Origin of the sequence: Caballeronia glebae (assembly GCF_001545035.1) — a bacterium.
Classification (GTDB): domain Bacteria; phylum Pseudomonadota; class Gammaproteobacteria; order Burkholderiales; family Burkholderiaceae; genus Caballeronia; species Caballeronia glebae.
This window is the reverse complement of the sequence record NZ_FCOJ02000051.1, coordinates 1-26,650: the sequence shown is the minus strand read 5'-3', so window position 1 is coordinate 26,650 and position 26,650 is coordinate 1. Positions and strand designations below refer to the sequence as shown.

The 26,650-nt window shown below is 58.8% G+C and carries 21 protein-coding genes and 1 pseudogene; 10 read left to right on the top strand and 12 right to left on the bottom strand.

Annotation, left to right across the window (positions count from 1 at the left end):
* Positions 1-34: 34 nt before the first annotated feature.
* The 3 genes from AWB82_RS27505 to AWB82_RS27495 all read right to left on the bottom strand — a co-directional run bounded on the left by AWB82_RS27505 (position 35) and on the right by AWB82_RS27495 (position 4,337).
* On the bottom strand, positions 35-1,003 hold the full coding sequence (locus AWB82_RS27505; RefSeq protein ID WP_086972495.1) for a sugar ABC transporter substrate-binding protein: 969 nt from the start codon (positions 1,001-1,003) through the stop codon (positions 35-37).
* Between the two features lie 184 nt (positions 1,004-1,187).
* Positions 1,188-2,666, bottom strand: coding sequence for an NAD-dependent succinate-semialdehyde dehydrogenase (locus tag AWB82_RS27500; protein ID WP_086972494.1), 1,479 nt, complete (start codon positions 2,664-2,666; stop codon positions 1,188-1,190).
* A gap of 27 nt (positions 2,667-2,693) precedes the next feature.
* A complete protein-coding gene (locus AWB82_RS27495) occupies positions 2,694-4,337 on the bottom strand; it encodes a GMC family oxidoreductase (RefSeq protein WP_086972508.1) in 1,644 nt (547 codons plus the stop codon).
* Positions 4,338-4,689: 352 nt separating this feature from the next.
* Here AWB82_RS27495 and AWB82_RS27490 point away from each other — a divergent pair, with 352 nt between their 5' ends.
* The 7 genes from AWB82_RS27490 (at position 4,690) to otnK (ending at position 11,568) form a co-directional block, all read left to right on the top strand.
* A complete protein-coding gene (locus tag AWB82_RS27490) occupies positions 4,690-4,980 on the top strand; it encodes a putative quinol monooxygenase (RefSeq protein WP_062639700.1) in 291 nt (96 codons plus the stop codon).
* 135 nt (positions 4,981-5,115) lie between these two features.
* Positions 5,116-5,940 (top strand): SMP-30/gluconolactonase/LRE family protein, encoded by an 825-nt coding sequence (locus tag AWB82_RS27485; RefSeq protein WP_086972493.1) that lies wholly within the window; start codon positions 5,116-5,118, stop codon positions 5,938-5,940.
* On the top strand, positions 5,885-6,721 hold the full coding sequence (locus AWB82_RS27480; RefSeq protein ID WP_327345598.1) for a glucose 1-dehydrogenase: 837 nt from the start codon (positions 5,885-5,887) through the stop codon (positions 6,719-6,721). The genes AWB82_RS27485 and AWB82_RS27480 overlap by 56 nt, the downstream gene beginning before the upstream one ends.
* Before the next feature lie 54 nt (positions 6,722-6,775).
* Positions 6,776-8,257, top strand: a complete 1,482-nt coding sequence (locus AWB82_RS27475) for an aldehyde dehydrogenase (protein ID WP_062639697.1) — start codon at positions 6,776-6,778, stop codon at positions 8,255-8,257.
* Between the two features lie 159 nt (positions 8,258-8,416).
* A complete protein-coding gene (locus tag AWB82_RS27470; protein ID WP_062639696.1) occupies positions 8,417-9,334 on the top strand; it encodes an NAD(P)-dependent oxidoreductase in 918 nt (305 codons plus the stop codon).
* On the top strand, positions 9,331-10,200 hold the full coding sequence (locus AWB82_RS27465) for an NAD(P)-dependent oxidoreductase (protein ID WP_086972491.1): 870 nt from the start codon (positions 9,331-9,333) through the stop codon (positions 10,198-10,200). The genes AWB82_RS27470 and AWB82_RS27465 overlap by 4 nt, the downstream gene beginning before the upstream one ends.
* Positions 10,201-10,287: 87 nt before the next feature.
* Positions 10,288-11,568, top strand: coding sequence for a 3-oxo-tetronate kinase (gene otnK / locus AWB82_RS27460; protein WP_086972490.1), 1,281 nt, complete (start codon positions 10,288-10,290; stop codon positions 11,566-11,568).
* A gap of 123 nt (positions 11,569-11,691) precedes the next feature.
* Here the strand turns inward: otnK and AWB82_RS27455 are convergent, their stop codons facing one another.
* On the bottom strand, positions 11,692-13,110 hold the full coding sequence (locus AWB82_RS27455; RefSeq protein ID WP_086972489.1) for an aldehyde dehydrogenase family protein: 1,419 nt from the start codon (positions 13,108-13,110) through the stop codon (positions 11,692-11,694).
* 567 nt (positions 13,111-13,677) lie between these two features.
* On the opposite strand from AWB82_RS27455, the gene AWB82_RS27445 reads away from it, so the two are divergent.
* Positions 13,678-14,607 (top strand): LysR substrate-binding domain-containing protein, encoded by a 930-nt coding sequence (locus AWB82_RS27445; protein WP_062639692.1) that lies wholly within the window; start codon positions 13,678-13,680, stop codon positions 14,605-14,607.
* Positions 14,608-14,673: 66 nt separating this feature from the next.
* Here AWB82_RS27445 and AWB82_RS27440 read toward each other — a convergent pair whose 3' ends face one another.
* From AWB82_RS27440 to AWB82_RS27405, 8 genes are all read right to left on the bottom strand, one after another.
* Entirely contained in the window at positions 14,674-15,639 is a 966-nt protein-coding gene (locus tag AWB82_RS27440; protein ID WP_086972487.1) for a 2-hydroxyacid dehydrogenase, read from the bottom strand.
* Between the two features lie 25 nt (positions 15,640-15,664).
* A complete protein-coding gene (locus AWB82_RS27435) occupies positions 15,665-16,546 on the bottom strand; it encodes an HpcH/HpaI aldolase family protein (RefSeq protein ID WP_235023462.1) in 882 nt (293 codons plus the stop codon).
* On the bottom strand, positions 16,506-17,165 hold the full coding sequence (locus AWB82_RS27430) for an aspartate/glutamate racemase family protein (RefSeq protein ID WP_086972486.1): 660 nt from the start codon (positions 17,163-17,165) through the stop codon (positions 16,506-16,508). The genes AWB82_RS27435 and AWB82_RS27430 overlap by 41 nt, the downstream gene beginning before the upstream one ends.
* Positions 17,166-17,227: 62 nt before the next feature.
* The gene (locus tag AWB82_RS27425; protein ID WP_035942065.1) at positions 17,228-18,070 is read right to left on the bottom strand and encodes a hypothetical protein; all 843 of its coding nucleotides are present in this window, start codon (positions 18,068-18,070) and stop codon (positions 17,228-17,230) included.
* 155 nt (positions 18,071-18,225) lie between these two features.
* On the bottom strand, positions 18,226-19,617 hold the full coding sequence (locus tag AWB82_RS27420; RefSeq protein ID WP_062639688.1) for an MmgE/PrpD family protein: 1,392 nt from the start codon (positions 19,615-19,617) through the stop codon (positions 18,226-18,228).
* Between the two features lie 116 nt (positions 19,618-19,733).
* Positions 19,734-21,191 (bottom strand): NAD-dependent succinate-semialdehyde dehydrogenase, encoded by a 1,458-nt coding sequence (locus tag AWB82_RS27415; protein WP_062639687.1) that lies wholly within the window; start codon positions 21,189-21,191, stop codon positions 19,734-19,736.
* A gap of 56 nt (positions 21,192-21,247) precedes the next feature.
* Positions 21,248-22,267: a zinc-dependent alcohol dehydrogenase family protein gene (locus AWB82_RS27410; RefSeq protein WP_062639686.1), complete on the bottom strand. Its 1,020-nt coding sequence runs from the start codon at positions 22,265-22,267 to the stop codon at positions 21,248-21,250.
* A 134-nt stretch (positions 22,268-22,401) separates the two neighbouring features.
* On the bottom strand, positions 22,402-23,790 hold the full coding sequence (locus tag AWB82_RS27405) for an MFS transporter (protein WP_235023461.1): 1,389 nt from the start codon (positions 23,788-23,790) through the stop codon (positions 22,402-22,404).
* A 1,189-nt stretch (positions 23,791-24,979) separates the two neighbouring features.
* On the opposite strand from AWB82_RS27405, the pseudogene AWB82_RS38540 reads away from it, so the two are divergent.
* Together AWB82_RS38540 and AWB82_RS38070 are read left to right on the top strand one after the other, a co-directional pair.
* Positions 24,980-26,002 (top strand): annotated as a pseudogene (locus tag AWB82_RS38540) (IS3-like element ISAzo10 family transposase); the annotation flags it as partial.
* Positions 25,982-26,512, top strand: coding sequence for a LysR substrate-binding domain-containing protein (locus AWB82_RS38070; RefSeq protein ID WP_235023467.1), 531 nt, complete (start codon positions 25,982-25,984; stop codon positions 26,510-26,512). The pseudogene AWB82_RS38540 and the gene AWB82_RS38070, both read left to right, overlap by 21 nt.
* Positions 26,513-26,650: the final 138 nt, after the last annotated feature.

The window sequence follows — 26,650 nt, the reverse complement described above, 5'->3', positions numbered from 1 at the left end:
TCTCTCCTGCCACATCGGTTGTCGTCGCTCGTGCTTACCACTCGGGCACGCATTGCGCGAGGCTCGCCTTGGTGACCTGAGGCGTGTCGACATCGACGAACTGTGCCTTCGGCCCGCCGGGGTTCGTCACCGCTGCGTACAGCGCCTTGAACGCGAGCTGCCCCATCTTTCCTGGCTGGATGCAGACGGTTCCATCGACGTCGCCGACCTTGATCGCATTGATGCCAAGACGCGATCCACCGCGCCCGATGAGCTTGGCGTGTGAGCCTGCGGAACGCACAGCGCGAGCGCAGCCGATCACCATGTCATCGGCCTGATTGAAGAACAAATCGATGTCCGGGTGCGCCGTCAGCATGTTCTGGCAGACCGACTCGCCTTTCTCGGGCGTCCAGTCGGTAGGCTGCGAGGCCACGATGCGATACTTGATCCCCGCCTTGTCGAGCGCCTCCTTGAAACCCTGGGTGGTCTGCCATACGGTCGGATAACCGGGCGCACCCTCGACGATTGCGATATTCGCGGTGCGCCCCTTGGGGAGCAGCGTCACGGCGATTTGCCCGGCGTTGTATCCCGCATGCACTTCGTCGCTCGCAACCAGCGCGGTCAGCTTCGGATAAACATCCTTCACAGGATGCTTCTGCGGATCACCGACCTGCGTCGCCACGGCCACGATCGGTATGTTGTGAGACGCGGCCCGATCGACCCAGGCCTGCGCGACCACGGCGTCGATCGGCAGGACGGCGATGCCATCCACCTTTTGCGCGATGAGGTCATCGACCGAATTCCCCTGGCGCTCGACACTGGTTTTCGCATCGAGGACGATCGTCTTGACGCCGGCCGCCTTCGCCGCCGCCTCGAAGCCTTTTGCCGCCGCAACGTTGAACGGGTACTGCATGCCCGCAGCAACGTAGCCAAGCGTGATGTCCTTCGCCAGAGCGACGTCCGCCATGAACGCCAACGCGCTCGCCAGCCAAATCACGCACACTTTCCTGGATTGATTCTTCATTTACGTCTCCGTCGATTTGTTATGTTGTCTTGCTGCTTTCGTTACTTAGATCGTGTTGCGGCGGCGCTTACTACTGAAGCACGCAAACTGGATACGTTTTCTTTAGTGACGCCGGGCGTAGGAATTTCAATGAACGTACGTCTGCGCTCGTTTTTGAACGAATCTTCTGGTATTGAGCTTTTTGTTAAATGCGCACCGTCTTTTGCAGCACTGTCTTCGTGACCATATAGGCGTCGAGCGTCGATGGGCCGCCTTCACGCCCGATGCCGCTGTCCTTGACACCGCCAAAAGGCGTATCGGCGTCCGGCGTGCCGAAATGGTTGATGGAGAGGACCCCGCACTCCAGTTCGCGACCGATACGCTCCGCGTCCTCCAATGAGTTGGTAAAGGCATACGCGGCCAGTCCGACCGAGAGGCTGTTGGCCAGCGCAACGGCCTCGCTGAGATCGTCGACGCGCACGCAAGCAGCAAGCGGGCCGAAGGGCTCTATCGTCATCGCGTCCGCGTCGTTCGGGACGTCGGCAAGAACGGTCGGCGCGAAAAAGTAGCCGCGATCGCCAATACGCTCGCCTCCGGCAGCCACGCGCGCACCGCGTTGCCGGGCGTCCGCCACGAAAGATTGCATGGCCGCCAGCCGCCGTGCGCTTGCCACCGGCCCCATCTGCGCGGTCTTGCTGAAGCCGTCGCCGACGCGGACATCCTTCACCGCATCGGCGAAAGCGGCGACGAAGTCGTCATACACGCTGCTGTGAACGATGAACCGTGATGGCGACGCGCAGATCTGTCCGCTCGCGTTCGTCTTGCCGCGCGCCGCGAGCCGTCCGACTGCCGCGCCATTCACACCCTCGCAGACCAGTACCGGAGCGTGACCGCCGAGTTCCATCAAGACGGGCTTCATAGCCGCCGCGGCGAGTTGCGTGAGGTGCTTGCCGACCTGCACCGACCCCGTAAACGTGACGAGCCGAATGACAGGCGAAGCAATGAGGGCCGACGATATTTCCGCCGGATTGCCGAACACGAGATTCAGCACGCCAGGCGGCAACCCCGCCTCTTCGAAGGCCTTCACCACGAGACATGCGGTAGCGGGCGTTTCTTCGGCCGCCTTCAGAATGACTGAGCACCCCGCCGACAAAGCGGCACTGACTTTGCGGGCGGCCGAACTGATCGGTACGTTCCACGGCGTGAATGCGGCCACCGGTCCGATCGGCTGCCGCAAGATGAACTTCTGCATCTGCGGTTCGCCGGGCACGATCAACCCGTAGTCGCGTAGTGACTGCGCCGCATTCCATTCGAAGAAGTTCATCGAACGGTCGGCTTCCGCGTAGGCATCGGAGTAGAGCTTGCCGTTTTCCAGCGTGATCGTCGTGGCGATGAGCTCGAGCCGCTCGCGCATCAAAGCCGCTGCTTTCTGGATGATCTTGACGCGCTGCTGGGGCGGTGTGTCGCGCCAGATTGAGAATCCGCGTGCGGCTGCGTCCAGGGCACGCGAGAGATCGTCGCCTGTCGCCTTCGGCACCTGTCCCAGTACTTCTTCCGTAGCCGGGTTTCTTACTTCGACCGCTGTTTCGCGGTCGTAGATCCACTCGCCATCGATGAACAGGCCGACGCGCGGATAATGAGTTTGCACCTTGCTTTGATCGCTTTGAAGACTTGCGGTTGACATTGAAGAAATTCCTTTTGCTTAGCTGGTTCAGACCGCGGACACTCTCTCGATCTCGCGAATGTCTCGACGAGACGAAGCGTCCTTCGCAATCATGTCGGCCGCCTTCACGCCGATCATGATGGACGGCGCGTTGGTGTTACCCGACGTGAGATGCGGCATGATCGATGCATCCGCCACCCGCAAGCGCTCGACCCCTCTCACGCGCAGGCGCTCATCCACGACAGCGAGGCGGTCGCGGCCCATCTTGCAGGTGCCCGCCTGATGGTGTGCGGAGTTGCCGGTCATCGCCATCCATTGAAGAATCTGCTCGTCCGTCTCGACCATCGGACCGGGAATCTCTTCTTCGATGACGCGCGATGCGATCGGCGCCGTCGACATGATTCGACGAATCATCTTCACGCCCGCGATCATCGCCCTGTTGTCGTCGTCGTTGCTCAGGAAGTTGGGCTTGAACACGGCGGGATCGTCAGGCTTCGAAGAGCGCAAGGTCACGGTCCCAGTGGCGCGCGGACGCAGCAGGTACACCGATACGCCCATGCCTGGCTGACGATCCACTTCGCACTGGCCGCCAGGATGGTAGGTAAAGGTCATCGGCCGGAAGCTGATCTGCAAGTCCGCATACGCTTCTTCGGGACGGCTCTTCACGAAGGCGCCGACTTGCGAGGAGCCGAGCGCCAGATAGCCTTTGCGCGTCAGCAGATAGCGTGCGCCTTCGAGATACTTCCGGAAGCCGCCCAATTCGAGGTTGTAGGAACTATCCGGCGTCGAGTGATAGCTTCCATGCACATAAAAGTGGTCTTGGAGATTGAGCCCCACGCCCGGTATGTCAACGAGCGTTTTAATGCCGTGTCTTTGCAACTCTTCGTCCGGCCCGATGCCGGATAGCATGAGTATCTGCGGCGAGTTGAGCGATCCGGCCGACAGAATCACTTCCTTCGCTGCATCGAACGTCCTACGCTCTCCCTTAACAACGACTTCGACACCTGTCGCCACATTGCCCTTCAGCACGATGCGTTGCACAGCGACCTCAGTCAGCACCGTCAGGTTGCGCCGGTGACGCACGGGTTCCACGAAGGCCGTGTAGGCGGAGTAGCGTCGTCCTCCGCGAATGGTGTGCTGCATGAAGCCGACGCCGTCGTGCACTGCACCGTTGAAGTCCTCCGTGGGAGGAACGCCCAAACGCGCCGCGGCCTCGATAAAATCACGTGAGCTACGGACCTGCAATACGGGATCGCTGACCCACAGCGGTCCGCCTGCGCCGCGATAGTCGTTCGCGCCGCGCTCGTTGTGCTCCATCTGTTTGAAGTACGTCAGGAGATCGTCGTAGCCCCACCCCGGATTTCCCAGGTCGCGCCAACTGTCGAAGTCGTTACGATGTCCACGAATAAAGATCATTCCGTTGATGGAACTCGAGCCCCCCAGTGTCTTACCGCGCGGCCAATACATCTTTCGGTTGTAAAGCGCCGGCATCGAATCGGTGTGGTAATTCCAGTTGAGCTCTTTATGAAAGTACAGCTTCGCCATGCCGGCCGGTGTGTTCACCCAGAACCTGTCGGCGGGAGGCCCGGCTTCCAGAAGCAAGACCTTGTTCTCTGGGTTATCGCTCAGGCCACGTGCAAGCGCGCAGCCCGCCGATCCCGCTCCGATGATGATGTAGTCGTAGATTTCCATGCCGTCCAACTGCTGGTTCATAAGTGGGCGTTGCTGTTTGATGAAGGTTATTTCCCAGTTGACGGTTAGGTCTAGTTGGTTTTTCTGGCGTTGAGGGTAAGCATTGCTGAACTGATCTTCGGTCGGCATGCAGACCGTCCGCAGACGCCCGTCACAGCGTCTTTCGCCTGTCGGCATTAGGGTGGCCGATCATTCAAAGCCCGCGCTTCCTAAGGGAAACACCTAGTCCGCGGCCTCGTCTGATTGCCTGCGACGTTGCGATTTGCACTGACCTATCGCAAGAGCGCGCTTTTGTTCTCCGAAGCTCGCGTATATCCTCGCCTTTCCTTCTTCAAGTCGACAGGAGAACACCATGTCCGAGGTATCCGCGATTGCCATCTCTTTTGCAAAGCCGGGCTACGAGGAGAAGTTGGCCGACGCGCTCGAAGGCTTGCTCGCGCCCGTTCACGAAGAAGACGGCGTGCTTCAGTACGAGATGTACCGCGATATGCAAGAGCCGCGCTGCTTCGTCTTTATCGAACGATGGGAAAGCCTGGAAACTTTCAACGCGCATTGCATATCGCCGCATGTCAAGGCTTACCTGACGAAAACCGAAGGCTGGGTCGAGAGCAACAAGATTCATGTGCTGAAGAAAGGGAAATAACCGGTTCAAGATGGGCCTTCAGCCTTGCTTACCGTCGAGCGAACAAAAACGAACTGGACCTGAGAGGCAACGAGGCAATAACCTGATTCGAAAGGAGACACCTCACCGCGTCATTTCCATTACAAGAGCATATCCATGAAAGAGCATCAGGCGACGCTTGTGGCCGACGGCTTCATCTTCCTGGAGGCGCCACGCTGGTTTGACAATCGCCTTTGGGTCTCAGACGTTTTCGATTCCAAGCTTTATGTCGTCGCTGAAGACGGTACGCGCAGCGTCGTTTGTGAGGTACCGGGACGCCCGGCGGGAATCGGCTTTCTGCCGGACAAGACGCCCATTGTCGTGTCATGCGCGCAAAGGAAACTAATGATGGTGTCGAACGGCGCCCTTTCGGTTTATGCGGACCTGAGCGATATAGCGAGTGGTGACCTCAACGATCTCGTCGTCGATGATGCCGGCCGCGTTTATGTCGGGAATTTCGGCTACGACCTGTTCGGCGGAGCGCCGATACGACCGACGGATATGCACGCGGTCGAGCCTGACGGTTCCATTCGCGTCGCAGCCGAGGGACTGGAATTCCCCAATGGAGCGGTGATCAAGGACGACGGCCGCACGCTCGTGGTAGCCGAGACCTGGTGCAGCAGGCTGACTGCGTACGACAGAGCGAATGACGGCAGGCTATCCAACAGGCGTCTCTTCGCGAACCTCAAGGGCAGACAGCCCGATGGGATCTGTGCAGACAAGCACGGCGCCATCTGGGCGGGTTGCTATAACACCGGCGAGTTCGTTCGTGTAGTGGAAGGTGGCGAGATCACGGACCGCATACGGTTCGAGGGTAACGCCGTGTCATGCACGCTAGGCGGCAGAGAGGGAAATACACTCTATTGTTGCGTGTACCTCGGATCGGATGAACAACTGCAAGCGCGACAGCCGCGCAGCGCCATACTCAAAACGGAGATATGAAGCAATGACGACTCATCGCAAGTGGAACTATGAAGGGAAAGTGGCTTTCGTGACCGGCGCGGCAAACGGCATCGGGCAGGCAACTGCCCTGGCTTTCGCGCAGGAAGGCGCGGATGTCGTCGTGGTCGATCTCTCGGAAGAAGGCGCACAGGCGACTGTGCGGATGGTCGAAGCGGAGGGGGTTCGCGCGCTCGCGGTGAAATGCGATGTCTCGAAGCCCGACGACGTGCAAGCGGCGCTCGCCGCAACCATCGATAAATTCGGCCGGCTCGACTTCGCGTTCAATAACGCAGGCATCGAGCAGGCGCTCGCCTACACGGCCGAGATTCCCGACGAAGCGTTCGAAGGCATCCTGCGCGTGAATCTCGGCGGCGTCTTTTACTGCATGAAGTACCAGATCCCGATCATGCTCAAAAACGGCGGCGGTTCGATTGTCAATACATCGTCTGGCGCGGGCGTGGTTGGCATCCGTGGTCAAGGCGCCTATTGTGCGTCTAAGCACGGCGTCATTGGTCTCACAAAGTCGGCAGCGCTCGAGTACGGCAAAGATGGCGTGCGCATCAACGCTGTGTGTCCGGGCATCATCGATACGCCGATGATCGGCCGCTTCACGCAAGGCACCGAAGAGAACCGCAAGCGGATGATCGCGCAAGAGCCCATTGGCCGCCTTGGCCGCCCGGAGGAGATCGCCAATACGGTCCTCTGGCTGTGTTCTGATGTAGCGGGTTTCGCGATCGGTCATGCAGTCGTGGTCGACGGCGGGCAGACAGCAGGCCTCTGACCGACAAGTCGACGCCTAGGTTCGATGCGTTCGCGGGATCATGGAGACAGGTGCGTGAAGACATATCAGCTGTGGATCAATGGGAAGCACGAGGATCCCACAAAAGGCGAGTGGATCGACACAGTGAATCCCTACACCGGAGAGCCGTGGGCAAGGATCCCTCGCGGGACGGCTGAAGATTCGGCCCGTGCCGTAAAGGCCGCCAAGCGCGCGCTGGACGACAGCCCGTGGAGCCGGATGACAGCAACCGAGCGCGGCAAGGTGATGCGGCGCATAGGCGATCTGATCGTCCAGCATGCCACGCCACTCGCCGCAACAGAGACGCAGGACAACGGCAAAGTCTTCACGGAGATGCAGGGTCAGTTGAAGACCATTCCCGAATACTGGTACTACTACGGTGGGCTTGCTGACAAGATCGAAGGTGCGGTCATGCCGGTGGAGAAGGCCGACGTCTTCGCTTTTACCACGCATGAGCCAGTGGGCGTCGTCGCGGCGCTGACCGCATGGAATTCGCCGCTGCAATTTTTGTCGTTAAAGTGCGCTCCCGCGTTGGCCGCCGGCTGCACGGTCGTCGTCAAGCCTTCGGAATTTGCATCGGCGAGTTCACTGGAATTTGCTGCGCTCACCAAAGAAGCCGGACTGCCCGATGGCGTCTTTAATGTTATAACGGGCTTTGGCAACGAAGCTGGCGCTGCGCTCGTCGAGCACGAGGATGTTGCAAAGATCAGCTTCACCGGCTCGGACATCACAGGCAAGCGGATCTACGAGACTGCGGCCCGAGGCATGAAGCGCGTCGCGATGGAGCTGGGCGGGAAGTCGCCGAATATCGTTTTCGAGGATGCGGACCTCGATGCTGCCGCAGTCGGCGTCGTCTCAGGCATCTTTGGTGCGGCCGGCCAGATGTGCATCTCCGGTTCGCGGCTGCTCGTGCAGAATTCGATCAAGGAGCGTTTCACTGAGTGCCTGCTCGCTCTCGCGCGAGGTGTGAATCTCGGCGACCCGATGCAACCGGAAACGAACGTCGGGCCCATCGCAACGCCTCCTCAATATGCGAAGGTGCTTGACTACATCGAGATCGCAAGACGCGAGGGCGCCCGTTGCATTCTCGGCGGCAAGCCCGCGGCCGGTCCCGGTGTAACGGGCGGCCAGTTCGTCGAGCCGACCATCTTCACGAACGTCACTAACGACATGCGCATTGCGCAAGAGGAAGTCTTCGGTCCGGTGCTGTCCATCATCGGGTTCGATGACGAGCAACATGCCGTGGCGTTGGCGAACAGCGTGATTTACGGTCTGGTCGCGGGCGTGTGGACCGCGAACATCGGCCGAGCGATGCGCATGACAAAGGCACTGAAAGCCGGCACCGTCTGGGTCAATACATACCGGGCCTACAGTTTCATGATGCCGTTTGGCGGCATGAAGATGTCGGGCATCGGTCGCGAGAACGGAATCGAAGCGGTTCATGAGTTCCTTGAGACCAAGAGCGTCTTTCTGTCTACCTCCGAGAGGGCGCCCACGAATCCGTTCGTGCAGCGGTAGCAGCGGTCCTGGTCATAGGCGGTAAGACGCACTTACCACCACGCCGAGAAAATGCGACTCGACGCACAACGTGCCGTGGCGCACCATCACTTTGCGCCGCATTGTTCCTGCGGCGGTCGGCCGGGGACGTCATCGGCAATGAAAGTCAGGAGGAGATAAATGCGCATCGGTTATATCGGGCTGGGCGCCATGGGTGGCGCGCTCGCGCGTCATCTGATCGGCAAGTTTCCGTTGAGCGTGTTCGATTTGAACGAGAAGACTGTGAGTGCTTTCGTCGAACTGGGCGCCACAGCGGCAGCAACGCCCGCGGAACTCGCGCGTAACAGCGACGTCGTGCTGCTTTGCTTGCCGAGGAGCTCGGACGTCCAGGCGGTGCTCTTCGGTGCTAACGGAGTGGCCGATGGGCTAGCGCCGGGAAAGATCGTCGTCGATCAGACCAGTGGCGTGCCGGCAGAAACCAACGGGTTTGCTCGTCAACTCGAAGAGATGGGCGTCACATTGTTCGACGCACCTGTCTCCGGTGCGATGGCTACGGCCATTGCCGGGACCATTTCGATCATCGCCTCGGGCCCGCACGACGCGTTTCAGAAGACGCTGCCGGTACTGCACGCGATCAGCCCGAACGTCTTTCATTGCGGCGAGCGCGTGGGTAACGGTCAGACCATGAAGACCGTGAACAATATGATGAACGTCAGTTGCCGCCTGGCGACTCTGGAGGTCGTGGCCATGGGGCGAAAGTTCGGCCTGCCCCTCGAACTCATGACCGAGGCGATCAACGCAACGACGGCTCGTAACTACACCTCGCAGGGCATGCTGCCTGCCATCGCGGAAGGGCGTCAGTCCACCAAGTTCTGGCTCGCGCTTCAAGTGAAAGACATCCATCAGGCGATCGGTTTGGCCGCAGAGCAGAAAGTCCCCATGCCCATAGGCGGCGCTGCGCGCTCGCTTCTGCAAATCGGCCTAAATTCGCTCGGCAAGGACGCCCAACTCGAACAGATGATCGGCGTCATCGAGTCGATGGCCGATACCAAGTTCGCTGATCTGCAGAAGAATGTCGCGAACCAGGAGGCAAAGTGACTACGATTGCAATGGCGGGAAGCGGTGATATAGCCGCGTTTGTCGCGCGCGCGTTGGCGAAGACGCATTCGGTTCGAATCTTCGACACAAACAATGGCTCTCTGCAATGCGAGGGCGCCGAACAAGCGAAGAGCCTTGTGGATCTGGCCAAGGGCGCAGACGTCGTCGTGCTATGCACCGATGCCGATGACGCGCGGGAGGCGCTGCTTCGCGACACGGACTGGCTAAAGGGCATCTCCGTTGTCATCGACGTGGGGCAAGGTGACCCGGACAATAGCCGGTCGCTTTCGAAGAACTTGAACGACATCGGCATCACGCTTGTCGATGCACCTCTTCACACCGAGAACACTGAAGCGATTGCCGACGCATCGGCGATTTTCTTTGGTGGCCCGGCCGACGTACTCGGTTCTGTGCGACCGATTCTTGAAGCGGTGTGCCCGAAGGTGATTCACTGCGGCGATGCCGGGAGCGGGCACGCCATGCGTCTGGTCGTCGCGGCAATTGCGGCATGCAACCGCCTCATCACCTATGAGTGCGCCGCCATGGGCGCCAAGAACGGACTCACAGTTGCAGATATGGCCACCGTGTTGAACAAAAGCTCGGGCTACAACAGTGCGTCTGCGCGTGTGCTTCCGGCTCTCGCCGCGAATGCGCAAACGGCTAATGCAACGGTGGGCAACTGCGCGAGCGACTTGAGAAAAGCATCGGCGCTAGGCATGCGTTACGGGGCACCGATGCTCATCGCGACCATGGTCCGGTCCACGCTCGATGCTGCGTCCCACCGACTCGGCGAATCGGCGAGTATCGACGCGTTGGCGAAGATCTGGGAGATCGATGCGGGGTTGCCAGCGTCAAGCTCACATTGATTCTCCGATGGACTCTGCGGACGGCGGTTCGCGCAACTCAGTCTAACCACCAATACGGGGCAACGGAATCCCCGAGGGAGCGAAGCAATGGCGCAGGCACTGCTCGGCTGCATCGCCGACGACTTCACCGGCGCGACCGATCTGGCCAATATGCTGGTGCGCGGCGGCATGCGCACGGTTCTAACTATCGGTGTACCGGATACAGATGTAAAAATCGAAGCCGATGCGCTCGTCGTCGCGCTAAAGTCGCGCACGATTCCCCGCAAACAAGCCGTGCGGCAATCGCTCGATGCGCTCGAGTGGTTGCGCGCACAGGGCTGCCGGCAGTTCTTCTTCAAATGTTGCTCGACGTTCGACTCTACGAATCGAGGCAATATCGGCCCGGTCGCGGATGCGTTGCTCGATGCGTTGAGGGGCGACTTCGCCATCGCCTGCCCGGCGTTTCCAGAAAACGGCCGAACGGTGTTTCGCGGCAATCTTTTCGTCGGCGACGTGTTGCTGAACGAATCGGGCATGGAGAATCACCCGCTCACGCCCATGTCCGATTCCAATCTCGTACGGGTGTTGCAGCGGCAGACCAAGTCCATAGTCGGACTCATTCGATACGACATCATCGCGAAAGGCGCAGAGGCCGTGCGTGCGCGCATCGAAGAGTTGAAGGAGGACGGCGCGCGGATGGCCATTGCCGACGCACTTTCGGATGCCGATCTGTACACAATCGGCCGTGCATGCCGCGACCTCTCATTGGTTACTGGCGGGTCGGGGATAGCGCTCGGGTTGCCACAGAACTTCCACTCGGCGGACCTGCTCGTTTACGCGGGCGATGCCGCCGATCTTCCGCGCATCGACGGCGGCTCGGTCGTGCTCGCCGGGAGCGCATCGAAGGCGACTAATGCGCAGGTGGCCGAGTGGCGTGCATCGCGGCCGAGCTTTCGCATCGACCCGATCGCGCTGTCTCGCGGCGAACCGGTGGTCGAGCGTGCTGTCGAATTCGTGCGCGGACACGATGAAACGGTGCTGATCTACGCCACGACATCGACGGACGAAGTGAAGCTTGCGCAGAAGGAATTGGGCGTTGAGAAGGCGGGGCATTTGGTCGAAGCTGCGCTGGCCTCCATCGCGTGCAAATTACGTGAAGTGGGTGTGCGCAAGTTCGTTGTTGCAGGCGGTGAAACGTCAGGTGCAGTAGTTCAGGCGCTCGATGTCCGCTCGCTGCGCATTGGACCGCAAATCGATCCTGGGATACCGGCGACGCAATCCATTAGTGCCAAGCCGCTGGGACTGGCTCTGAAGTCTGGCAATTTTGGGACGATCAACTTCTTCGCCAAAGCCCTGGAAGCGTTGAACGGCGCGCAAGTGGCCGCCTGATGAAGATGCACCTGATATGGCGAAACGCCTTCCATTTGAGACTCTGCAGGAAGACGCTCCAGGATGTGTGACTACTCGTGCATCCTGGAGCGTTCCTAGCGTCTATTCGCAACGCACCGCTCGTCAGTCGAAACCGATCATGGCTTTGGACTCGAGATACTCCTCGAGCCCGAAGACACCCATCTCTCGTCCATTACCGGAACGCTTATAGCCGCCCATCGGCGCTTCGGTGTTGCTTGTCGCACCGTTGAGAAAGACACGGCCCGCCTGAAGTTGACGGCCGACGAAACCACCTCGTTCCCGATTAGATGAGAACACGTAAGCGCCTAAACCATACGGCGTTCCATTCGCGATCTCGATGGCTTCTTCCTCCGTCCGATAAGGAATGACGGCAAGCACAGGACCGAATATTTCTTCCTGCGCGATGCGCATCTGTGGCGTCACGCTGGAGAATATGGTGGGCTTCACAAAGTAACCTCGTTCAAGTCCGTCCGGACGACCGACGCCGCCAACGCGAACGGTGGCGCCCTCCTCGATTCCAATCCTGATGTAGTCCTGCACTCGCTCGAATTGCAGCTTGTTGACCACTGGGCCCATGGTCACCTGCGGGTCGAGCGGGTTCCCCACTTTCACTGCCTTCGCTTCTTCCTGAAGCAATGCCAACAGTTCATCTTCTTGGCTGGCGTGAACCAGGATGCGCGTGGGCGCATGGCATGACTGACCGGAATTCGAAAATGCGCGTGTGACGTTCCATTTGGCCGCGGCGCGTAAGTCAGCATCGTCGAGAATCACGTTCGCCGATTTTCCCCCTAGCTCCTGCGCAACCCGCTTGACCGAGGGCGCGGCCGCTTCCGCGATCAAGACCCCGGCTCTGGTGGACCCGGTGAACGACACCATGTCGATGTCCATGTGCTTGCTAATAGCATTGCCTACAATGGGGCCGTCGCCAAGCACGAGGTTGAAGACGCCCTTCGGGACGCCCGCTTCGTGAAGCACTTCCGTGAGGTGGATCGCACTCAACGGAGTGAACTCACTCGGCTTGAGAACCACCGTGCAGCCGACAGCCAGCGCATAGGCGAGCTTGGTTGCGAGAAGCTGAAGAGGCCAGTTCCATGCGGTGATCAGGCCGCACACGCCAATAGGTTCGCGACGAACCGTGTTGGGCCCCAGGCGGTACTCGAACTCGTAATCCCTGAGCGTTGCCAGTGCTTGCTTGAAAGAGCCGAGCGCGGCCGGTGCATGAATGTTCTGCGAAATCGGCGTACCCAGTTCAAGCGTGACAACTTCCGCGAGCTCATGCTCGCGGCGAACGAAGCGGTCGATGATGGCTTCGAGGAGTTCGATGCGCTCGCCCTTCGATGTCCTGCTGAACGAGGCTAGGGCAGCGCGCGCGGCCTTCACCGCCAGATTGACGTCTTGCGCGCCGGCCAACGTAACACTTGCGATCGGTTCCTCGGTGGCAGGGTTCACCAAGGTCCATTCGCTACGGCTAAGCGGAGAAACCCATTCGCCATTGATATAGCACTTCTCGTACGATCGCATATGCTCTCCTGTTTGATTTAGTCGGCCACGTCTCGCTTGGCGTCGCCTTGTAAAGTGTGTGCTTGGCTTGATTGCGGCCCGTGGACCAAGCGCTATTCGCGCCTAAGCGCCGAGATTCATGGCAGGCCGCCTGCGCTCTGGCGGAAAGACACACCAGCTCCCGTCTGCGTGGCGAAAGAAGATGAACGCTATGGGACGGTCGTCCGCTGGTCCTTCAACACGCACGAACCTGTATTGCTCGTTGCGACCGTGGCTGAACTGCGCGACGCGTATTCCGTTCGCCACTCCAATCCACTTATCGACGAGCGTGCGTAACGATGTTCCCGAAAGGCTCACTGCTGTCTCCTGCTCTACGTCGACGCCGAAGCGCCTGGCCATCAGCCGCATCCAAAGCGACGATGATAGAAGTTTGAAATCGCACAGACGTTGGGTCAAGTCAGCTATTATGGTGCCCTGGTAAGCGGCGCTAACCGACACGAAGAATCATGAGCGTCATGCTGAGACAACGCCCGCGCCCGTTGAAGCTCCAGTCTTCTGACAGGCCGAGTTGAAGGAGACACAATAGAGATGGAACTTCGGCATCTTCGATATTTCATTGCGGCCGCAGAAGAAGAGCACTTTGGACGGGCCGCCGTGCGATTACACATCACCCGACCCGCCGTCTCGCAGATCATCGCCGACCTAGAAGGCGAACTCGGAACACCACTTTTCGAACGGCTCGCGCACACGGTAAAGCTCACTGCGGCCGGGCGCACGCTGTTGCCCCAGCTCGTGCGGGTCATGGACGATTTGAACGAAGCGATCATCCTGACCAAACGTGTTGGACATGGCATGACAGGGACGCTGCGTATCGGATACGGATCGCTGACTCTGATGCATTCGATCTTTCGCGCCGCAGTCAAGCAATTCCGCGAGACGTATCCGGAGATCAGTCTTTCGCTGGTCGAACTCTCGACCTCACTACAACCTAAGGCTCTCGCAGCGGGTAAGATCGACGCCGGCTTCATGCACTTGGGGCCAAGTCCGCATCCAGGCAAGCGGCGCACCGAGATCAACATTGAGCGGGAAGGCATCGTTCTTGATTCGCTGTGCATCCAGACCGGCCACTTAGGTGTCGCGGTTTCAAACGACCATCGATTAGCGCGGAGGAAGTCGCTTACGCTCGCCGATCTCGCTGACGAAGGGTTCGTAGTCGACCCAAAGTCCAGCAGTAGTCTGAGCTATGGGCAGTTGCATGCTTTCTGCCAGGCAGCCGGGTTCGAGCCGAACATCGTCCAGGAGGTGAGCACGATCGCCTCGCAACTCAACCTTATTTCCGTCGGCATGGGCATCGGATTGGCGGTCATGGGCAAGAACTTCCAGTATCCGAGCGACCTGACGGTCATCCCACTGACGAACCTGGACTATTCAACTCGCTTTATCTTCGGATGGGTACGCAGGCAGAACGATCCGATTTTGGACAAAATGATCGAGATCGTGAATAACCTGTCGAAGTAGTCGGGTTGGCGTTGTAGGGCGCGACGCAGCTGGGGCCTTCAATCTCGCCCCAGCGCGCACGTTCTCTCAGCGTTGCAACACTTCCGGATTGATCATATTGGACTTTAACGTGTCGTTCAGCGCGCTGATGAGGTTCTCGGCAGCGTTCTTGTTCATTGCGCGTCGCGTCTCATGTGTGGCGGATCCGATATGCGGCAACGTCACCACGTTGTTCATCTTCAGGAGCGGCGACTCAACCGAGAGCGGCTCTTCCAGATAGACATCGAGCCCTGCGCCGGCAATGGTGCCGTCTTTGAGCGCCTCGACGAGCGCCGCTTCGTCGACGATCTGCCCGCGCGACGCATTGATCAAAAACGCGCTGCGCTTCATCGCCTTCAGTTGCGGCGTGCCGATCAGGTTGCGCGTCTCCGCGGTCAAGGGCGGCTGTAACAACACGAAGTCGGACGTGCTGAGAAGTTCCTCCAGTTCCACCTTTCTCGCTCCGTACTCGCGTTCAGCGCGCTCGTTGACGCCGTGGCCTACGTACAGAACCTTCATCTCGAAGCCCAAGGCAGCGCGCCGGGCGACCGACGTTCCTATACGGCCCAGTCCAACGATACCCAGCGTCTTGTGATGAACATCCACGCCAAACTTATCCTCCCCGATTTTCTTGGTCCACTTTCCAGCCTTCACGAACGCATCGAGTTCGGCGAGGCGCCGGGCCGTGAGCAGGACCAGCGAAAACGCAGTGTCGGCGGTCGACTCCGTAAGGACATCCGGCGTATTGGTCAGCAAGATGCCGCGTTGATTCAGATAGTCGATATCGAAGGCATCGAATCCCACCGATACGGTGGATAACACCTTCAGACGTGTCGCGCCCGCGAGCGTTTCCGCGTTCATCTTCACGCCGGTTCCGATGGCGCCGTCAGCGTCCTTGAGCGCGTCGATTAGCGCGTTTGGCTGCTTCGGATCGACGATTGCAACATCGGCGTGAGAACGCAGGTACTCAATCGTTTCCTCGGGCAGCGGCTTATAAACTACGATTTTGTTCATTAACAAGATCCTTGAAGGACAGCAGTCAGAGGTCGCGCATCATCGCGGCCTTGGCGCTTGCTCCGCTTACCAGAAACGAGATGTCGGTGCCAGTCGAGACATATCGCGCGCCCATTTCCACGAACTGCGCGACGAGGTTCGGATGAGCATTGAGGCCGCCGACACCGAGATGCTTGCCGTGCTTTCGACATGCGGCAATGCCCTTCGTGTAAGCATCGCGCACGCTCTCATGCTCGAACTGACCCGCAATGCCAAGCGATGCGCACAGGTCGTTGGTCCCGATGAAGAGCAGGTCCACGCCTTCGATCGCGGCAATCTCGTCAATCACGTCGAGCGCTTCCTTTGTCTCGATCATGATGACGACCATCGTCGCGTCGTTGACCGCCTCACCCACTTCGGAAGTCGGAAACGAGCGAAAGCCCATGTGCGGCAGCACGCCGCCGTGAGAGCGTTCGCCCAGCGGCGGAAACTTGGCCGCACGAACGACCTGCCTCGCCTGCTCGGCGGTCTCGACATGCGGCGCAATGACCCCCAGCGCGCCACCGTCCAGAATGCGGGCGATCACATCCGACGTGAGATTCGGCAGGCGAACGAATGGCGCGATACCTGCGTTCATGGCCGAGATACAGATTTGGCTCGTCGTTTCCATCGACAGCGTGCTGTGCTCAAGGTCAATGTAAAACGTATCGAAACCCGCAGTTTTGGCAATCGTTACGATCTCAGCCGTTCTGACCAGTCGAACCGTCATGGAGAGCGCCACTTCATCGCGCGCCAGTTTCTCCTTGACGACGTTTCTAACTAGTTCCCGCGCGGTTACTTTCATGTTGTCCCCTCGAGTACACAAGAAGCGCTTGCGCGCTTTCCGTTTAGCGCATGTTGGCGAGTGCTCGCTTGAGCGCTGCGACACCGCTTTGCGGGCTGGATAGCACAGGGATGCGCACGCCCTGCAACTGCGGAACGAGTCGCGCCATTGAAGCCTGCGCCAGCACGACCACGTCGACCTGCTCCGTCAGAGCCGAGATCGTGCCCTTCACGATCTCGTCATGTTTCGCGGCGTCGCCACTGAGCAGCGCCTCGAACGCGCCTTCCGCGATCCGCTCCATCACGTCAATCGTGCGGCCTAGTTCGGCCGCCTTTTTCTTGATCAGTCGCACGGTCGGTTCGAGCGTCGTCGAAACAGTTGCGACGACGCCGATTCGGCGGCCAATCGAGCTCGCTTCCTCGGCCATCGCCTCATCGATTTTGACGATCGGGGTTGTAACGAAGTGGCGGACGTAGTCAACTGCTTCGCCAACCGAGGAGCATGCGTTCAAAATAATGTCGGCATGCATCGCTTGTGCATTGGACATGTATGAGTTGATTCGACTGGCAACTTCGGGCGTCAGATGCCCGGCAGTTCGTACATCGGCAAGCAAGCTGTCGTCAATAATATTTATGACGCGCGCCTCAGGAATTTGCTCGCTGATTTGCTCCTTGATTGGCTGAACTGTAACCGGCCCGGTGTGAATTACGGCAATCGTAGTCATAGCCTAAGAGGGTTCCGTATAGGAGCAACGTTAGACGATATGCTTTGTTCGACGCAGTAGCGTCAGAATGTTGGCATCACGATACGGAAGAATTCCGTTTCCTCTACCGCCCTGAGCGGCACAGGACCTTCGTTCGCGTCGAACTCAAACGCCGAGTGAAGACCGTACTCTTTGCCTTCAAAGCTGACCTTGCCCTTACTCAAAAAGAGCAACTCGATGGACGGTTGCAACCCTGCGGGAAACGACGCCCCGGCTTCCACCTTCACAAAACCGATTCGTGTATTGCGTTCCGTAAACGAGCCGAGCCATTTTGAAAAGACGCCATTCGTCGGTTCTGGAATCCAGGCATAATTCGCCGGGTTCATCAGTACAAGGTCGTTGTATCGCGGCTGAGCATATTCCAGCTTGCGACCCATCACTTGTTCGAAGCAGGCCTCAAATCCGTCTTGGTTATGCTTCTTGCCCGACTCGTCATACCAAGTGTAGATACCGTCCTTAAATTCGCCTTTGGTTTTGAGCAACTGATTCGCCGCCTCACGCTCTTCGACGCTGACGAATCCGTACCCTTGCGCGCCACCTAACTGGCAGACCATCATCTCCAAGCCTTCGGGACGGTCTTGCGGTCCGTAGTACACGCTTTCTGGGAAGTACCCAACCCAACCTTCGGGCATGCTCTTACCCTGTCCGTACGGGAAGCTGCCTTTGATGACGTAGCGAATCTGATCGAAGTTGTGACGGTGACTTGGCGCTGTCCAGCCGCCGGCGCCCGTCCGGCCAACATTAATCAAATAATTGTTGGGAGAGCCGGGCTTTCCTTGCAACAAGAACTTCTGCTCAAGGACCCCTTCCCGCATGTTGCTTCCAATCCTGCCGAAGTCTGTCGACGACGCTTCTGATACTCGCATTTGATCCTCCTTACGGTCATTACATGCCCGCGTTTCATTGCGGATGCGCCCGACGGCGCAAATTCAAATTCGTTGGAACCATTAGGATTCCTGCGTTCGATACACATTCCCCGTTGCGCTGACGAATAACACCGCTTCACGCGGTTCATTCCCTGCTATGACCTTTCGGCTACGGCTCGCAGTACGTCAGTAGCGTCACCGACAGCTTCGAGCCGACGGATCATTCGCTCAGCCTTTTCGATGCCGGCATCCGACGGAGCCACGGCCGCAACGGATGCGCAACTTGCAAACTTCTCGGAGAGATGCTTCCAGGTAAGTGGTGCTTCGGGGCTGCCAGGAACCTTGCTTCCGAGCCGCTCGAACACCTGGCCGTCTTTCGTCGCAATCTCGATTCGGCCGTCAGGCAGCTTGAACGTCCAGTTCTGGCTCGGGTCCTGTACTGGCGTCACCTTGGACGCCATCGCGAGCACATCGGGATCTTTCAGCGCTTTCACAGTGAAATCGGCTATGTCCATTTTTCCCCTGCTCGCCGCAATGCCCACGATGAACGGCAAGCTCATCTTTGCATCGACGAGCGTGGCCGGCGCGCGGCGGACGTCGAGCGGCGTGCACATGGTGTACGTGAAATCGCCAACATAGGTCCGAATCGTCTCGATGTCTTTCGCAGCGATCTGCTTCTCCTTCATCAACTCGATGACGGCGTGAATATAGGTATGGGAATTCCCGACTGCGGGCCATGCCTTATAGAGCGTCGTGCTTCCGAGAAACTGCTCCCCTAGCCCGTCAAGCATCTTCTCGCGATCGTACTTCCCGCCGAAATAAACGTTGAATATCCCGGCTTTTCCTTCGAACAACGTGTCTATGCCCGTAATGCCTTTCTGCGCGAGCAAGGCGGCAATGACGACACCCTTCGCAGTGAATCCGGCGTACATGCCACGCAAGTCACTGCCGGTTGCGAAGATCACTTCCATCGTCCCGCACGACTGCTGGCTCGCGATACCGAACGCATGTGAGGTCTGCCTGGCGGACAGTCCGAGTATATGAGCCGCGGACGCCGTTGCGGAGAATGCGCCGACCATCGACGACAGGTTCCAGTTCTGATTCCAGCCGACATTGCAACGCAGGCGTGCGAAAAGATCCTGCCCGATGGCGACGGCGGTGATGATCTTTTTGCCCGACACCCCACCCATGCGTTCGGCTAATGCAAAAACGGACGGCACGATCGAGCTCGCTGCGTGTGCGCCCCACGGAGTTTGGTCGTCGAAGTCCAGACAGTGAGCCATCGAACCGTTAGCAAATGCTGCGGAAATTGCCGGCAGTTTGCCGCCGAAACCGAGGACCGTGCTCTCTGCGCTTCCGCCGCTTTGTTCGAGCAGTTCTACCAACGCTTTCACCGCAGGCTCCATACCACTCGCAGCCAATGTCACGCCCAAGGTGTCGAGAATAGTCTTCTTCGCAGATTCGATTGCGTCGTCGGGCAGATCTTCGTAGCGTGTATTCGCTGCGAAGTCGGCAAAGTGATGGCAGAGGTCCAGTTCGTCTTTCATGAAGGAGTTGCTCGGTAACCAGGGCTTATCGTCGTTTTGATTCTGCGCGTCGCACTTGTTTAAGTACAGTTCGTTTTACCCGCCAGCTTGGTAAGTTTCGCTGACTTCAGCGCGCATCAAGTCATTGAAGCGTACTTGATGTTCTGAAACGCCCGAAGGCCTTCGATGCCGCCTTCTGAAAACATCCCGCTCTCTTTATGACCGCCGAATGGCGTTTCCGGATAAGTGACGCGCCAGCCGTTGCAGATAACATTGCCCGCTTCGAGGTCATGCACCGCGCGGTGGAGAGTTTCGAATTCGCGCGCATGCACGTAAGCGCCGAGGCCGTAGGGCAGTCGGTTCGACAAGGCTATTGCTTGATCATAGGTATCAAACGGCGTCAATGCCGCGATCGGGCCAAATGGCTCGGCGTTTGACAGCTTCGCTTCAACGGTCGCATCGGCAACAATAGTGGGTTCGTAGAAGAACCCCGGGCGATCGATCCTCTTACCGCCGGTGGTTATGCTCAGCCCGCGCTGCTTGGCATCGGCAACGAGATCCTCGATTGCTTTGAGACCTCTTTCGCTTTTCAGTGGCCCCATCTGCGTCGTTGAATCAAAGCCGCACCCCACGACGATCTGCTTCGCCTCCGCGGTCATAGCGTCCACAACATCCGCGTAGATTGAGCGTTGCACATAGAAGCGTGTCGGGGCGAAACAGACCTGTCCCGAGTTGGCGAACTTGGCGGCAACCGCGCGTTTGGCGAATGTTTGAACGTCAATACCCTCGAAAGCCAACACGGGTCCGTGACCGCCTAACTCCATGATCGGACGCTTCATGTGTGCGACGGCCTGTTGCGACAGCAACTTCCCAACGGCGGTCGAACCGGTAAACGTAACGGCACGCACCACAGGACTTCCGAGCAACTTGTTGGACATCATCACGGGTTCGCCTGCAAGCACCGACAGCACGCCAGTTGGCAGACCGCATTCGTACACAATCTGGCCTAGCGCGAACGCGCATGCCGGTACCTCTTCGGAAGCGCGAAGCACGATCGAACAGCCCGCGCCCAGAGCGCCTGACATCTTTCGTGAGGGCGTAACTAGCGGCCCATTCCAGGTGACGAAGGCGGCAACAGGACCCACAGGTTCAACAAGCGCCATCTGGCGCGCGTTTAATTCTCTTGACGGTATGACGCGTCCGTACGCGCGTCTACCCTCCTCAGCCGCCCACTCCCACATCCCAGCCGCCACTTCGACCTCTCCAAGCGCCTCATTCCACGGCTTACCTAATTCCAGGACCAAGAGTTCAGCGAGGGCTTCCGCTCGCTCGCGCATACGATCCGCAACGCGCCGCATAAGTTTGCTGCGCTCGAACGCAGATGTATTTCGCCAGGTGTCGAAACCCTTGCTCGTCGCAGCAAGCGCTTCATCAACGTCGCCTTCCGTCGCCATCGGCACAGGACCGAGAGCCAAGCCAGTCGTGGGATCAATGACATTCAAGGACGGTTGACCGCTTGCGTATCTCATCTTACCTGCGATGAGCTGCCCCAACTTCGGATACCGTCTGGCCGCTTCTGCTCTGGTAGTGCTCATTCGATTCCCTATTATCTATATTCCTGTGGAGCGACTGGCAATTACGACCGCCGGGACTACATCAAGAACACGCCTTTGCCGCCGCTTTGACGGTTAAAGACTTGATAAGCTTCTTGCGCTTGATCCAAGCGCCAACGGTCGGTGAACAATGCGTCGAGATTGAGTCCCCGGTCTACGACGAAGTCGGCACATGCCCGCTGTCCCTGGACCGACATCGTCCACGACGTCAGAATGCGAACTTGAGTGCGTAGATACTTGGCCAGCGACAGGCTGAATTCCGAGCCGATCCCGACCAGACACACGGTTCCCCAAGGGCTTACTGAGTCAAGTGCGTCCCGATTTGCCGCAGCAGCTCCCGATGTTTCCAACGCAACGCTTACGCCTTTACCACCGGTCAGCTCCCGAATTGCCTCGGCAACCGGTCCGTCGAGGGGATTGATCACCGCATCGGCGCCGAATTCTTTTGCCGTTTTGCGGCGACTTTCATCGATATCAAGTGCGATGACGCGAGCGCCTTGAGCCTTTGCAAGCATCGTTGCGGATAGACCCACGGGTCCCTGACCAAACACCGCAACGGTATCGCGGCCAGATAGGTCGATGCGCTCAAATGCGCCCCAGGCTGTACCGGTTCCACACGAGATGGCGGCGCCTGCCTCGAAGCTGAGCCGCTCATTCAGCGGAACGAGCGTATCGGCCCGAACTTTCATGTAGGGAGCGTGTGCGCCATGAGCGTCCGTTCCATACACCGTGATCGGTGCGGTACGGCACATCTGAGGCCATCCCGAACGGCAGTCCGGGCAACCCATGCATCCGCTGTAGTGATGCACCATCACACGTGCGCCAATCCGTGCATGAGGTCCAACCGCGCCCGGGCCGACTGCGACGACCACTCCACACGGCTCATGACCGGCAATGACCGGCGGAACTTCTCCAGCCGGACGACGATACCAGTGCAGGTCGCTTCCGCACATCCCGGAAGCCTTGATTTCGAGAACAACTTCGCCGACGCCCGGGGTTGGATCCGGAAAGGTTGCAAGTTCGAGAGTAGAGCCACCGCGAAAGACAATACCGCGCATGTCCGGATTTCCTCTTCAGTGTTTAGCCGTCAATTTAATGCAGACAACTCACTCTGTAGTTACTAGTAAGCCCTATGAGCGCCCTCGCCGGCGCGCCCAATGCATTGCCTGATACGTCGCAATCTCGTCGTTTGTTAGCGTCGAGTCGCGGTCGTCGCGAGCGCAGTCTCCGCCTCAGGCAATTCCTCAGGCTCCAATGCCTCGAGAGATTGTTGATTGGTCTCGATACCAGCCACCATGATCAGAATCGCGATGAAGATATATGCTCCAGAGATGGCGAAAACAACGCCGGAGATTCCGAAGCGGTTGAATAACTCAAGCACGATGAAGGGCGAACCAATCAAACCAAGTCGTCCAAACATTTGAGCCACGCCGCCCCCACGGAATCTATATTCCGTCGGAAACATTTCTGGTGTCATACCCAGACCGAGGGTCAGGAATATTGCCACTGACGATACGAGCAGGAAGCCGCACGAGATGATCGCTGTTGCCGATGTGAGGAACGGGTAGATCGCTCCCAGGCAAGCACACACGCCCGCAAAGACCATGATCGCAGTACGTCGTCCCATCTTGTCCGAGACGTACGAAAGGAACAGCGGTCCCGCAATCCAGCCGCCCATCATTGCCGCCGTGAAGCCCAGCGAATGGGTCACGCTCATACCTTGCTTGACAAAGAACGTTGGCATCCATCCGGTGAGACTATACGATCCAAACAGACAGACAACGTTGACCACGATAGCAAGCAAGGTACGCCGGATGACGGTCCTCGAGAAAAGCGTGGAAAGTGGTACCCAATGCGGCTCTTTGGCCGGCGCTGTCGCTTGCGGAGCAGACGAAAGCGGCGTCGTGACGCCGGCGTCCTTTTCGATCGCCCGCATAATCTCCTCCGCCTCAGCATGGCGACCCACACGCTCCAACCAACGGGGTGACTCGGGGAGGTGACGACGCATCCACCAGACCCAAAGGGTACCGATACCGCCAATCACGAACATTGGGCGCCATCCGATCCAAGGAACAACCAATGTTGCGACCACTGCAGTAACGAAGACACCCGAGCCTCCAATTAGCGCGAGTTTGCCCAGGTATCTGCCGCGATGCGACGGAGGAACAAATTCAATGATGAGGCCGTACCCCATGACGTACTCAGCACCCATCCCAATGCCCATAATGAAGCGAGCAGCGATGAGCCACGGCATCGATGGGGCGAGTGCCGACACAAGCGCCATTCCACCGAAGATCGCAAGGTTGAACTGGTAAGCGAAGCGGCGTCCAAACTTGTCGCTCAACCAGCCTGCGAGTGCTGCACCAATTGTCAGGCCGACGAACGTTGAAGACATGAAAACGGAATTCAGCTGCAACGTTGACCAGCCGCTTTTGAGCATTGCGGCAAGGACCGAACTTGAAAGCGTATTATCGAATGAGTCAAAAAACATACCCATTCCGATTAGCCATAAGACGCGCGTATGGAAAGGGCCGATCGGAAGGCGATCAAGCCGCGCACCAGCATTCACTCTATTGCTCATCCGAAGTCCCCTGATAAGACACCACACTAGTCACTCGCATAGAAGCTCATCACTACGCCGCGCGGGAGAGTGTTACCGCAGTCGCCGGTGTTGAACGCCCACGCAGCGCACGGCTGCTTGCCGATAGCTGCTGTTGATGCGCACATCAGGACGAATAAAACTTCGCCTTCTGGCGAATGAGAGACTGCCTCGGTACAAACTCGTTGGTGGCACCGAGCCTCTTTGACATCTCGCTCCGCACGAGATAGCGCTTTGAGGCTTGACTGTTGTCCGGAAAGCGTCCCCGATCAACAGCAGATTGGCGCGGCACACGCCACCATTGCGGTGGACGGGCTCATAGAAAGTTGTCTCCGTGCCTATTCGGCTAATAGCCATCTTGTGAGGCTAGTTTGCGCTGTGAACTCCGCCGCGTACAGTTGATTATTCTTCTTAGTGGGTAAGCTAAGCTAACCGCCGACGCATCCAGTCTCCGATGCGCAGAATTCCATACGGTTTAAGTGCGGATCTACCGGTGGTCCCTCGGTGGGACTTGCTGTCCTTGTCCTGTTGTCGTTTGCTGAAGTACCAGGTTGAACTAGATCTGACAAATTGTGAGACGGTTGTCTTGCTCAACATCCTGCATTTCTGTGGCAAGTGAATCAGCTGCCTTTCCGGGCGTAGCTGGGCGAGGCGCAGTTTTCTCGCCACGCTGCGGCGCACGTCTTTGAAACACACGCCGAAGCCCCGAATTCCTTCACGCGCGTTCAGAGGTGGCCCCGTTCGTTCGGACAGTTTTTTCGATTATATTCATCCCGGGGATAGTGACCGCGCATACGACCCGCAGTCGGCAGGGTTCTGGCAGACTGGTCTGCTCGCGTGTGCATGCGATCCAACGTCAAGAGTTATGGAATGGACGCTTTCGGACCCGGCATCAGTGCGCTTAAGCACCCCAGCGGCAGCAAGAACGTGCTCCTTGGGATCAGCGCGGACGTACCTACCCGTACATTGCTGATCCACGGCCGCGCGCTAAGGTGCATCGGCATCTTCTATCCACTGCCTACCATTCTGCCATCGCTTTCCCGCGGGCCTCTGCTTAAATCAGACCGCTGCTTACTCCGTTGGCATCCATGGGTCAGCGGTTCCCCCCCGTGTCAGAATACTTGTCGCTCCAATAGAATCAATGAACCGGGGGCGATGATGAGAAAACGAATTGGCAAAATACGGACAAGCATTCAAGGACAGAGCGGTTGCGCGGTTGCTGCCGCCGGAGAGCGCGGCGTTGGAGGACGTTGCACGTGAGGTTGGCGTGGGAGTGGGGACGCTGGAGCGCTGGCGCAGTGATGCGCTGTCCAGGCCCGCTCGCGAGCGGGCCTGGACAGCGGCGGCCCGATTTGACGCCGTGCTGACGGCCGCTGCGATGGACGAGGCTGCCAAGAGCGCATGGTGCCGCGCCAACGGTGTGTATCCGCACGAGCTGGCTTCCCTGGCGGCAAAGCGCCACGCAGGCGCTGGCCGAGCCCGAGGAGGCGCGTGCCAGCCCGCAGCAGACGCAGCAGGACCGACGTCGCATCAAGGAACTCGAGCGCGAGCTGCGGCGCAAGGACCGTGCGTTGGCTGAGACGGCGGCGCTGCTGGTGCTATCAAAAAAAGTCGCGACGATCTTCAGCACGGGCGAGGACGAATGATCGACCTCGAAGATCGCCAGTCGATGGCCCGCGACATCCACACCGCGCACAAGGCCGGCGCACGGCTGCGCCTGGCCTCCCAGACGGCCGGCATCGACGTGCGCACCCTGCAGCGCTGGAATGCCGGCGAAGGCCTCGTATCGGGCGATGGAAGACCTCATGCGGTACGCCCGCAACCTTCCCATGCGCTAAGCGCCGACGAGCGTGCCGAGGTGCTGCGGGTGGCCAACGAGCCGCGCTTCGCCGATATGCCTCTTGCGCGCATCGTGCCAATGCTGGCCGACCAAGGCGTGTATATCGCCAGCGAATCCACCTTCGCCCGCGTGCTGCGCGAGCACGGACAAACTGCACATCGGGGCCGGGCGAAAGCGCCCAAGGCTGGCCGACCGCCGACCACGCACATCGCTTGCGCAACACGCGAAGTCTCGTGCTGGGATATGACGTACTTGCCCGCCGAGGTCGTCGGTCAATGGTTTTACCTGTACCTGATCCTGCACCTGTACAGCCGCAAGATCGTCGGATGGGAGGTGCACGAGGGCGACGATGCCACCGTCGATGCGGGGTTGACGGATATCGTCGAAGAACGTTATGACGCGGGCGTTCGGTTCGGCGATCAGATCGCGAAGAATATGGCGGCGGTTCCCATCTCGCCGGACATTCGCATGTCGATCGTCGGCACGCCTTCCTATCTGTCGAAACATTCGCCGCTGAAACTGCCTGCCGGCCTGAGCGAACATAGCTGCATCAATACACGCTTTTCGAGTCGCGCTGGTGTGTACGCCTGGGAACTCAGCAAAGGCAAACGCAAGGTGCAGATTCGAGTGGACGGCCCGTGGACGTTCAATTCCACTTATCTCGTGCTCGACGCGGCGCTGAGCGGCGCCGGATTGGCTTACGTGCCGGAACAACTCGCCATTCCTCATCTGGCCAGCGGCCGGCTTGTATCCGTTCTGAAGGATTGGTGTCCCACCTTTCCCGGGCTCCATATCTACTATACGAGCCGTCAGGTGTCGCCTGCGCTCTCCCTAATTGTCGAGACGCTTCGGCATCGGCGTTAGATTGCTCACCCCTACTGCGGCACACCGAACTTTCATTTATTAACTCAGTTCGTGACGGCTTGCTGGGCGGCCTCAAATCTGAAGTGCAACACCTGTTTCGTATAAGGTGTTGCGATGCACGAAAAGACCCAGTATCAA

Bases quoted from the DNA above. Each gene is read 5' to 3' on its own strand.
- AWB82_RS27505 (WP_086972495.1), bottom strand. From the start codon at position 1,003: ATGAAGAATCAATCCAGGAAAGTGTGCGTGATTTGGCTGGCGAGCGCG.
- AWB82_RS27500 (WP_086972494.1), bottom strand. From the start codon at position 2,666: ATGTCAACCGCAAGTCTTCAAAGCGATCAAAGCAAGGTGCAAACTCAT.
- AWB82_RS27495 (WP_086972508.1), bottom strand. From the start codon at position 4,337: ATGGAAATCTACGACTACATCATCATCGGAGCGGGATCGGCGGGCTGC.
- AWB82_RS27490 (WP_062639700.1), top strand. From the start codon at position 4,690: ATGTCCGAGGTATCCGCGATTGCCATCTCTTTTGCAAAGCCGGGCTAC.
- AWB82_RS27485 (WP_086972493.1), top strand. From the start codon at position 5,116: ATGAAAGAGCATCAGGCGACGCTTGTGGCCGACGGCTTCATCTTCCTG.
- AWB82_RS27480 (WP_327345598.1), top strand. From the start codon at position 5,885: ATGAACAACTGCAAGCGCGACAGCCGCGCAGCGCCATACTCAAAACGG.
- AWB82_RS27470 (WP_062639696.1), top strand. From the start codon at position 8,417: ATGCGCATCGGTTATATCGGGCTGGGCGCCATGGGTGGCGCGCTCGCG.
- otnK (WP_086972490.1), top strand. From the start codon at position 10,288: ATGGCGCAGGCACTGCTCGGCTGCATCGCCGACGACTTCACCGGCGCG.
- AWB82_RS27455 (WP_086972489.1), bottom strand. From the start codon at position 13,110: ATGCGATCGTACGAGAAGTGCTATATCAATGGCGAATGGGTTTCTCCG.
- AWB82_RS27445 (WP_062639692.1), top strand. From the start codon at position 13,678: ATGGAACTTCGGCATCTTCGATATTTCATTGCGGCCGCAGAAGAAGAG.
- AWB82_RS27440 (WP_086972487.1), bottom strand. From the start codon at position 15,639: ATGAACAAAATCGTAGTTTATAAGCCGCTGCCCGAGGAAACGATTGAG.
- AWB82_RS27430 (WP_086972486.1), bottom strand. From the start codon at position 17,165: ATGACTACGATTGCCGTAATTCACACCGGGCCGGTTACAGTTCAGCCA.
- AWB82_RS27425 (WP_035942065.1), bottom strand. From the start codon at position 18,070: ATGCGAGTATCAGAAGCGTCGTCGACAGACTTCGGCAGGATTGGAAGC.
- AWB82_RS27420 (WP_062639688.1), bottom strand. From the start codon at position 19,617: ATGAAAGACGAACTGGACCTCTGCCATCACTTTGCCGACTTCGCAGCG.
- AWB82_RS27415 (WP_062639687.1), bottom strand. From the start codon at position 21,191: ATGAGCACTACCAGAGCAGAAGCGGCCAGACGGTATCCGAAGTTGGGG.
- AWB82_RS27410 (WP_062639686.1), bottom strand. From the start codon at position 22,267: ATGCGCGGTATTGTCTTTCGCGGTGGCTCTACTCTCGAACTTGCAACC.
- AWB82_RS27405 (WP_235023461.1), bottom strand. From the start codon at position 23,790: ATGAGCAATAGAGTGAATGCTGGTGCGCGGCTTGATCGCCTTCCGATC.